The organism is Bradyrhizobium pachyrhizi (genome assembly GCF_001189245.1).
GTDB lineage: Bacteria > Pseudomonadota > Alphaproteobacteria > Rhizobiales > Xanthobacteraceae > Bradyrhizobium > Bradyrhizobium pachyrhizi.
In genome coordinates, this window is sequence record NZ_LFIQ01000118.1 from 1 (window position 1) to 9,681 (window position 9,681).

At 65.9% G+C, this 9,681-nt stretch carries 9 protein-coding genes; 5 read left to right on the plus strand and 4 right to left on the minus strand.

What is annotated here, in order from left to right:
- From AKL29_RS44035 to AKL29_RS33915, 3 genes are all read left to right on the plus strand, one after another.
- On the plus strand, window positions 1–181 hold a 181-nt coding region (locus AKL29_RS44035), incomplete at its 5' end, for a hypothetical protein (protein ID WP_210168337.1).
- A 221-nt stretch (window positions 182–402) separates the two neighbouring features.
- A complete protein-coding gene (locus tag AKL29_RS33910) occupies window positions 403–1,248 on the plus strand; it encodes a CmcJ/NvfI family oxidoreductase (RefSeq protein WP_050387183.1) in 846 nt (281 codons plus the stop codon).
- Window positions 1,249–1,466: 218 nt separating this feature from the next.
- Window positions 1,467–2,705 (plus strand): MFS transporter, encoded by a 1,239-nt coding sequence (locus AKL29_RS33915; RefSeq protein ID WP_050387285.1) that lies wholly within the window; start codon window positions 1,467–1,469, stop codon window positions 2,703–2,705.
- Here the strand turns inward: AKL29_RS33915 and AKL29_RS33920 are convergent.
- The 4 genes from AKL29_RS33920 to AKL29_RS33935 are packed head-to-tail and all read right to left on the minus strand — an operon-like array spanning window position 2,702 to window position 5,924.
- Window positions 2,702–3,466 carry an anti-sigma factor family protein gene (locus tag AKL29_RS33920; RefSeq protein WP_050387184.1) on the minus strand — a complete coding sequence of 255 codons (765 nt, stop codon included), beginning with the start codon at window positions 3,464–3,466 and terminating at the stop codon, window positions 2,702–2,704. The genes AKL29_RS33915 and AKL29_RS33920 overlap by 4 nt on opposite strands.
- Window positions 3,463–3,990 (minus strand): RNA polymerase sigma factor, encoded by a 528-nt coding sequence (locus tag AKL29_RS33925; RefSeq protein WP_050387185.1) that lies wholly within the window; start codon window positions 3,988–3,990, stop codon window positions 3,463–3,465. Before AKL29_RS33925 ends, AKL29_RS33920 begins: the two co-directional genes overlap by 4 nt.
- On the minus strand, window positions 3,987–5,444 hold the full coding sequence (locus AKL29_RS33930; RefSeq protein WP_050387186.1) for a YncE family protein: 1,458 nt from the start codon (window positions 5,442–5,444) through the stop codon (window positions 3,987–3,989). The genes AKL29_RS33925 and AKL29_RS33930 overlap by 4 nt, the downstream gene beginning before the upstream one ends.
- A gap of 12 nt (window positions 5,445–5,456) precedes the next feature.
- Entirely contained in the window at window positions 5,457–5,924 is a 468-nt protein-coding gene (locus AKL29_RS33935; RefSeq protein WP_050387187.1) for a DUF305 domain-containing protein, read from the minus strand.
- Window positions 5,925–6,194: 270 nt separating this feature from the next.
- Between AKL29_RS33935 and AKL29_RS33940 the strand changes: the two genes are divergently transcribed.
- Window positions 6,195–7,847 carry a hydantoinase B/oxoprolinase family protein gene (locus AKL29_RS33940; protein WP_050387188.1) on the plus strand — a complete coding sequence of 551 codons (1,653 nt, stop codon included), beginning with the start codon at window positions 6,195–6,197 and terminating at the stop codon, window positions 7,845–7,847.
- A 6-nt stretch (window positions 7,848–7,853) separates the two neighbouring features.
- A partial coding sequence (locus AKL29_RS33945) for a hydantoinase/oxoprolinase family protein (protein ID WP_244482573.1) occupies window positions 7,854–9,681 on the plus strand: 1,828 nt, incomplete at its 3' end.

Here is a 9,681-nt window from a genome sequence, read left to right on the forward strand (position 1 = left end):
TCTACCTCCTGGCTTTCGCCAGGACGACGGTGCTTACAAGATTTCGGAATACTGGAAATATATTCCTGATTTGCCCGACGTGTCAAGCTACCCTGTCGAAGGCCTGCAGCCGCGAGCTCCTTTGCATGGGGTTGTTTTCGATATTTTGCCAGCGCACCTGCGGCGGCCCTGCAAGCGGTAGACGTGGACCGTCTGCGCGGAAGCGATTCAACTCCGCACCATTGCACCGCTAACGAACCCGTGATTCAAAATATTCATTCGTCCGCGGGCCGCCGCGCGGCAAGGATTTTCCCCGTTTGGCATATTCCAAAACCGCAACGTTGCTATTTTCGCCACGGCCTTGCCACCCCGCCCGGCGCCGCCAAGATCAAACAGACGAACAATCGAGTCCGGGAGATCACCATGGGCCTTCAACAAACTCGCATCGAGTCGCTGCCGTTTGTGACCGCTGAACTGAACTATCTCGCGCCGACGCCGGGCAAGCCCCGGACCTACGCCTTCGATCCGCCGCCCGGCGAACCCAAATCCACCGCGCTGCCCGAAGCCCACAATGTTCCGATCTTTGACGGACGCCTGATCGCCGACAGCTTCTCGCTCGATCGCGAGGGCTTTGCGCTGGTCAAGCATCCGACCAGCGTGAAGGATTATTACGACGAGAACGAAGTCCGCAACGTCTACTATCCCGCCGTCGAAGCCTTCCTGAAGGCGACGCTGAAGGCGGATCGTGTCTTCATCTTCGATCACACCGTGCGCAAGCGCGTCGAGGGTGCGGCGGACATCCGCGGCGGCGGACCGCGCCAGCCCGCGACCCGCGTCCATGTCGACCAGACCGCCGTCTCCGGCCGCAACCGCGTGTTCGAGCACCTGCCCGACGAGGCCGAGCAGCTGGTCAAGGGCCGCATCCAGGTGATCAATCTGTGGCGTCCGATCCGCGGCCCGCTGCGCGATTCACCGCTCGCGATGGCCGACGGCACCACCGTCGCGCCGGAGGATCTCATTGCTTCGGACCTGATCTATCCCAACCGCAGCGGCGAGACCTACTCGGTGAAGTACAATCCGAACCATCGCTGGTTCTACATTCCCGAGATGACGCCGGACGAGGCGATCCTGCTGAAATGCTACGACTCTGCCACCGACGGCCGCACGCGGTTCGGGCCGCATACCGCGTTCGTCGATCCCACCACGCCCGCGGACGCCGCGCCGCGCGAGAGCATCGAGCTGCGCACGCTGGTGTTCCATAAGCAGTAAGGGCGACGAAAATCTCAGCGAACTCGTCATGCCTGGGCTCGTCCCGAGCATCCACGTCTTCGGCCCTGCGTGAAGCAAGACGTGGATGGCCGGGACAAGCCCGGCCATGACGGCGTGTGGGGTGCCAAGATCGCGTTGCCGCCAAAGTTGGCACGCGCTGCCCAATAATGTTACGCCCGTCGCCAAACCGCTCGGGGAAGAGGCGATTCGTGGACGGCGTGGTGACGAAGGAAGAGGCGGGGATCGGGTTCCGCGCCCTGGTGCTTGCGCTTCTGGCATTGGCCTCCGGCCACATGCTGTCGACGCTGCTGCGGACCATCCCGGCGATCAGCCTCGATCTGATGGCGTCGGATTTCGGCACCTCGCCGCAGGCGCTGGCGAGCCTCACCTCGATCTATCATTTCTCCTTTGCCGCCTCGCAAATCCCGGTCGGCGCCGCGATGGATCGCTTCGGCGTGCGGCCGGTGTCGCTGAGCCTGCTCGCCGGTACCGTGGTCGGAACGCTGGTCTCGGCGCTGGCGATGGGGCCTGCGAGCTTTGTGCTTGGCCAGCTCATGCTTGGCGTCGCCACTTCCGGCATGCTGATGTGCCCGATGACGCTTGCGGCGAAGCAGATGTCGGCGGCGAAGTTCGGCCTGTGGTCCGGTCTGATCCTCTCGATCGGCAATATCGGCATGCTGCTGTCGGCAAGCCCGCTGGCCTTCGTGGTCGATCAGTTCGGCTGGCGCGCCGGTTTCTGGGTTTCGGCCGGCTTCGGCATCGTGGTGCTGATCGCGGTGTTCGCGCTGGTGCCGCGGCAGCCGGCGGCGCATGCGGATGATTCCTCGCCGCTGCACCAGATGGCCGAGGTGCTGCGGCTCGGCATGTCGCGCGGGCTGCGCGGCTTGATCGCGCTGTCGCTGGTGTCGCTCGGCGCGTCGCTGACCTTGCGCGGCTTGTGGGGTGGCCCGTGGCTGATGGACGAGAAGGGGCTGAGCCGGATCGAGGCCGGCAATGTGCTCGGCCTGTTCACGCTGGCGATGATCGTCGGCCCGGCCTGCATCGGCGCCTTCGATCGCAAGTTCGGGCACCGCCGCGCCATGGTGGCGGTGACGCACGCCATCGCCGCGCTGCTGCTCGTCTTGATGGCGGCCGGTGCGCCGCATTTCCCGGTCTCGAACCTCTTCGGCGTTGCCGTGATGCCGACGCAATATGACCTGGTGCTGTTGATCCTGATCGGGCTCGCGACCTCGGCGCAGCCGCTGATTTACGGCATGACGCGCCAGCTTGTCGCCGCGCAGAACACCGGCAAGGCGCTGTCCTCGGTCAACCTCGCGTTCTTCCTTGGCGCAGCGCTGCTGCAATCGAGCACCGCGGGCGTCGCGGCGCTGTTCGGGCTGCCCGCGGTGCTGCTGTTCATCGCCGGCGCGCTGGCGATCGGGACCGTGCTGTTCCTGATCTACACCAGGCCTGCCTAGATCGTCTGCGCCTGCTTGCGAATTTCGTTGGCGAGCGGCCGCAGGGAATCCACTCCGCGTGGCCCCACCAGGGAGTAGCCCGTACCGCCGTCAGCCCACGAGAAGCCCGCGACGTCACTGCCCGAATGCGGCGCCATCGGTGCGTTCTGGTCCGACGTCATCGGGCGGGTGAGAACCACAAGCCGCTCGCCGCGATCGTCGTCGTACATGAACATGGCCGCAGGACCATGTGCGGTCGGCACTACCCGTCCGCCCATCAAACGATATCCCGACTTGGTGAGATCTGGCAGCTTCACCGGTTGATGCAACCGGTTGGAGACCCATTGCACAAGCTCGGTGCTGTCGCGCAGCTCGACCGGCCGCGTGCGATCGGAGGCGTACACTCTGTAGGAATCGCTGGCCTCCTCGGCGAGCGCCACAATTCCGCCGACCGGTGCCTGTGTCGCGCCACGGATCACCCATCCGCCGAGGCCGCCGAGCGAGAGCATCAGCATCGCTGCGATGGCCCAGCGCAACGACGAGGGGCGGCGGCGTGGGCTCTCGATCATCCTGGCGAGGTTGAGCCGCGGCGGCAGTGGCTCCTCGGCGATCGGCAGCAGCACCGATCGCAAAAGGTTACGCTCATCGGAGTAGGCGGCGATGCGCTTGGCCACGTCCGGATGCTTGTCCAGATAGACGCGGACCTCAGCCTCGCGTTCCGGCTCGAGCGCGCGATCGACATAGGCATGCAGATCGTCTTCTGTAATGGGTCGGTTGCTCATGTCTTGTTCCGCAATTGCACGATATTATGATCCAGGTCGCCCGGCGTCTCCTCCAGTTCGTGATGCAGCCGCTCGCGGGCGCGCGCGAGGCGGGACATCACCGTGCCAACAGGCACGCCGAGCACCTTCGCGGCATCGGCGTAGGACAAATCCTCGACGCCGACGAGCAGCAGCACCGCACGTTGGTCATGCGGAAGCCTGGCGAGCTTCGCCATGACGTCGCGATACATCACCTTGTGCTCCTGCGCCGCTTCCTGACCGAATGCATCCTCGTTGGTTTCGTCGATCGCGACATGAACGCCGCGCACCGTTGCGCGGCGAAATTGGTTGATGGCGAGATTATGCAGGATCGCGAACAGCCACGGGCGCGGATTGTCCGACCGCCGCTGCTCCCAGTGGATGACGGCACGTTCCAGGCAGTCCTGCACCAGGTCGTCGGCCGCGGCGTGATGGCGGACCAGGGCCCGCGCATAACGCCGCAAGGCTGGTATCAGCGGCTCGACCAGGTGCAGCATGTCGCTCATGGCGCTTGTACCTGCACGACCGCGCCGAGTTTCGCCGGCTCGCCGGATGCGATGACGAGGTAACGCCGCTCGGTCCTGGCCGCGCTCTGCACGATCTGCCGGATCGGACCGGCCGCGTTGACGATGGCGGAGCCGGCCGGATTGGTCATGAAGGCTGCCAGCGGCTCCACCATGCCGCCACCGTCGGCGTGTTCGGCCAATCCCAACACGTAGCGCTGCTTCGGCTCGAGCCCGGTCACGGAAGCCTGCAGCACCTGGATCAGCCCTTGATCGAACAGCGATACGCTGGTCGGCGGCTTCTCGCCCTTGGCTTCCTTTTTCGGTGCGAGCGCGAGGTGAGCCGCCTGGCCGGCGACGCCGAGGGCTTGCAGGTTCTGGCGGTCATCCGGATTTGGCGCGGCGTTCGGCACATAGACGATCGCCTGCGGCGCCTGGCCGATCGGGATGTTGGCGATCACCTTGTTGGTTGCGGTGTCGATCGCCGCCAGCGCGTCGGCGTTTTCGAGACCGACATAGACCCGCGTGCCGTCGCCGGACGGCCAGACGCCGTGCGGCAGATTGCCGACGGGGATGGTCGCGACTTGCGAGAAGTCGTCGGTTCGGCACACCTTGACCTCGTTGGTGCCGCCGATCGTGACATAGGCGAGCGTGCCTTTAGGCGTCTTCGCGAAATTGACATGGTTGGTGATCGGGCCGGTGTCGATCGTTTTGATCAGGTTGAACGGCGGCTTGGCGTTGAACACCTGCGTCCTGCCGACATCCTTCAGCGTGAACCAGACCTGGTCGCCATCGGGCGACGCCGCGATGTTCGGGCAGAACGGGCTTTCCTGCTTCACCTTGGCGACGATCTGATGGTCTGCGACCGAGACCACGTCGATCTCCGGATTGAACGACGAACAGATGTAGCCGTACTTGCCGTCGGGCGAGAAGATCTGCATGCCGGGTCCCGCGGGCACCTCGATGCGCGTCGTTTCCTTGAAGCTCTGCGCGTCGATGACCGAGATGTAATTCTCGCCGCGCACCGTGACCCATACTTCCTTGCCGTCGGGCGTGAAGAACGCCTCGTGCGGTGACCGCCCGATATAGGTGACGTGCTTGACCGAGTTGGTTGCCGTGTCGATGAAGCTCACCGAGTTCGAACCGATCGAGACCACCGCGAGGGTGCGGTGGTCGGGCGAATAGCCCATGCCGTGGACCAGCACCTGGCCCTTGTAGAGCGGGCTGAAATTGCCCGGCTGCGGGTCGCCGAGCCGGATCACGCCGAGCAGCTTGTTGTCGGCCGGGTCGGTAACCGACACCGTGTTGGAGAACTGCTCGGCGGCGTAGACGCGATCGTGATGGCTGACCGGAATGTCGGGCGAGGACGCAGCGCCCGGCGCCTGTCCGGCGAAAGCAGGGCTCGACATCGCCAGCACGGTCGTGGCCAGCAGGCTCTTGAGGATTTGACGGTTCATCGCTCGAAACTCCTAGTTCTTCATTCCGTGGGACATGTTCATATGATCGTGAGCGGCGGGCGCCGGGGTCTGCTGCGTCGGGGCCGGCACGGACGCCGTAATCGGGTCTCCGATCGCGAGCTTCATGGCGTCGATCTCCTGCCGCTGCTCGACGATGATTTCCTGCGCGATCCGGCGCAGCTGCTCGTTCTTGCCGTAGCGGAGCTCGATCACGGCCATGTCGATCGCGCCCTGATGATGCGGCGTCATCATCGCGACGAAGTCGCGGTCGATGTCGCCGCTCGGCTTGGCCGACATGTCATTCATCATCTTGGTCATCGCGGTATCGTTTTCGGCGAGGAAGGCGCTCTCCTCTGCGGTCTGCGCGCCCTGCGCCGGATGATGGTCGTCATGTGCGGACGCGGCCGCTGCGGCGGCGAGGGCGAGCACGACGGACGCGCCGAGCGGGGCGAGGACGGACTTAAGGAATCGAGGAGGCATTTGCGTTCACCCTGGGAGTTGTCGGGAAAGCCGAACGGTCCGGCCTCGGGGGCCGGCTTGCATGGGTGGGACGCAGCAGCGTGAGTTCTATTCCGTCGCAGGGGCGAAGATTCTCGTCGATCACGACTTGCTGATCGATGGAATGATCCGTTTCGGCCGAGCCAGCCGATTTGCGATCGGCAAGCCACTGGCTATAAGAGGGAATTCCGGTTCCGGTCGACCGGTTCCTCGATCCTCCCTGCGCAAGTCGCTCGCGCCAAGAAGGCCAAGATGTCCGCCAAGATCGATCCGATCACCCGCTCCGTCGTCCAGCACCGCCTGTCGTCGATCGTGAAGGAGATGGGCGAAGCCATGCTTCGCACTTCCTATTCGCAGATCCTCAATTCCAGCCGCGATTTTTCGCTGGCGATCTGCGACACCGACGGGCGGCTGATCGCGCAAGCCGACCACATTCCAGTTCATGTCGGCGCCTTGCCCTGGGCGACGCTGGCGGTCGAGGAGCGCTTCAAGGATGTCGCGCCCGGCGACGTCATCCTGCTCAACGATCCCTATCAGGGCGGCAGCCATCTGCCTGACCTGACCGCATTCGTGCCGGTATTCGATGGCGGCAAGCGGCTGCTCTGGACCATCGTACGCGCGCATCAGAGCGACATCGGCGGCGCCACCCACGGCGCCTACAATCCGGCCGCCACCGAGATCTATCAGGAAGGCATTCGCATTCCGCCGATCAAGCTCTACGAGGCCGGCAAGCCGCGCGAGGATCTGCTCGACTTGCTGGCGCTCAACATCCGCAATCCCAGGGAATTCCGCGGCGACCTCGCGGCGATGCTCGGGGCCGCGCATCTCGGCGAGCGCCGTGTCGCAAAGCTGTTCAGCGAATTCGGCGCGGACACGGTCGAAGCCGCGATCGAGGCGATTCTGGACGCGACCGAGCAGCAGACCCGCGCCGTGGTGTCGACCTGGAAGGACGGCGTGTTCTACGGCGAAGCCCTGCTCGACGATGACGGCCACGGCCGCACCGACATCAAGATCGCCGCCAAGGTGACCAAGAAGGGCAGCGACATCGAGGTCGATCTCACCGGCTCCGATCCGCAGTCGACCAGCTTCGTCAATTCCTCGCACGCCAACATGCAGGCAGCGGTCGCGATGGCCTTCGCCTATCTGATCGACGCCGACATTCCCAAGAACACCGGCGCGCTGCGGCCGCTGAAGGTGGTGGCGAAGCAGGGCACGATTGTCTGGGCCGATCCCGGCCGTCCCGTCACCTTGTGCACCAGCCATCCATCTAACGAGATCGTCGAAGCCATCATCAAGGCGATGTCGGCGTCCTGTCCGGATCGCGTGATGGGCGGCTGGGGGCGCCGCTTCCGCATCGCGATCCAGGGTGAGGATCCGCGCACCGGACGCAATTTCATCTGGCACATGTTCCAGGCCCGGCCCGGCGGCGGCGCCTCGCCCGGCGGCGACGGCTATTCGTCGATCGGCGAGTGGCATTCGGTCGGCGGGCTGAAATTCGGCAGCATCGAGGTTGCCGAAGTGCGCTTTCCCCTACATTTCCGCCAGCACGAATTCCGGCCGGATTCCGGCGGCGACGGCCAGCATCGCGGCGGCCTTGGCGTCGCGCTCGACATGGTGCTGGAGACGCAAAAGCCTGCCAAGGGCAACACCGCCGGTGATGGCGCGCGCCATGGTCCCTGCGGCATGCTCGGCGGCAAGGACGGCGAGCCGCATCATTACCGGCTGCTCTCGGAAGGCCGCGCGCCGCGCGTGCTGAAGACCAAGGAAGTCGGCATCGAGCTGTGCCCCGGCGATTGCCTCGAGATCCGCTCTTCCGGCGGCGGCGGCTGGGGGCCGCCAGAGAAGCGCTCGGCGGAAGCGCGGGCGCGCGATCTTGCGCAAGGTTTGGTTTCGAAAGCGGTGTAGGCAGCGATGTACACGATTGGGGTCGACGTCGGCGGCACTTACACCGACCTGGTTGCGACGGATCAAACCGGGCGAACCGTTTTCGCGAAATCGCCGTCCACGCCGGCCGATCAGTCGATCGGCGTCATGGCGGGACTGGAAGAGCTGGCGCGCCGCCTCGGCGTGACGCGCGCAGCGATGCTCGCCGCGACCGATCGCCTGGTGCACGGCACGACGGTCGCGACCAATGCGCTGCTCGAGCGCAAGGGCGCGAAGGTTGCGCTCTTGACCACCGACGGACACCGCGATGTCGTCGAGATGCGCGAGGGGCTGAAGCCGGACCGCTACGATCTGCGCACGCCGCCGCCCGAGCCGCTGGTGCCGCGCGAGCGTCGCTTTGGCGTGCGCGAGCGGCTGAAGGCCGACGGCAGCGCCGCGGTTGCGCTCGATGCCGCCGCGCTCGGCGACGTCATCGCCGAGGTGAAACGTTCGGGTGCGAATTCCGTCGCGGTCTGCTTTCTGCACGCCTATCTCAACCCGGCACATGAGCTTGCCGCCGTCGAGCAGCTGGCGAAGGAGCTGCCCGACGTCAGCGTGTCGCGCTCGAGCGACGTGCTGCCGCAGATCAAGGAATACGAGCGTGTCTCGACCACGATCGTGAACGCTTATGTCGCGCCGACGGTGCGGCGCTATCTCACCAATCTGGAGCGCAGCCTGCATGAGGCCGGCTTCAAGGGCTCGCTGTTCGTGGTGCTGTCGCATGGCGGCATGGCGCCGGTGGAGGAGGCCTCGCGGCTCGCCGCGGGCACCGTGCTGTCGGGGCCGGCCGGCGGCATCTCCGGCAGCCGCCGCTGCGCGGATCTTCTGGGGATTCCCGATCTCGTGCCGTTCGACATGGGCGGCACCTCGACCGATATTTCGCTGATCGCTGATGGCCAGGCCTCGCTGTCGGCGGACGGCATGCTCGCCGGCCAGCGCATCGCGCTGCGCAGCCTCGACATCGCCAGCATCGCGGCCGGCGGCGGCTCGATCGCGAGCGTTGACGGCGGCCGCACGCTGCGGGTCGGGCCGGAGAGTGCGGGCTCGGTGCCGGGCCCGGCCTGCTACGGCAATGGCGGCACGGCTGCCACGGTCACCGATGCCAATGTCGTGCTTGGCTATCTCGATGCCGCCGCCTTCATGGGCGGCGCGCGCCCGCTCGATCGCGCAGCGTCGGAGGCTGCGGTCGATCGTATCGCCGCAGCGCTCGAGCTGTCGCGGATCGAGGCCGCCGCCGGCATCTACAAGATGATCAATCTGAAAATGGCCGACGGCATCCGCCTGATGACGCTGCGTCGCGGCGTCGATCCCCGCAAATTCGCGCTGCTCAGCTTCGGCGGCGCCGCCGGCATGCACGCCGCCGAGGTCGCGCGTGAGCTCGAGATCAAGCGTATCATCGTGCCGACGGTCGCCTCCGTCCTATCGGCCTGGGGCATGCTGACCAGCGATTTGCGCTACGAGGTCAGCCGCACCCATTACGGCACCGGCCGGATTTCCGCCGACGAAGTCCGGGCGCTGTTCGCAGGGTTAGAACAGCAGGCCGCGGGGCGGCTGCGCGACTGGTTCAAGGGCGACATCGCCATCGAGCGTTCGGCCGAGATGCGCTACGGCGAGCAGGTGTTCGAGATCGACGTGCCGCTCGGCGACCTCGATCTCGGCGCCGCGGACCTGGTGGCGCAGATCGAGGAGCGCTTCCATCGCCGCCACGAGGAGCTCTACACCTATGCCTCGCGCGGGCAGGAGGTGGTGTTCGTCAACGCCCGCGTCGCCGCGGTCGGCAAGGTGGCGCGCGGCAGCGTTGATGCCGGAAAGGCCA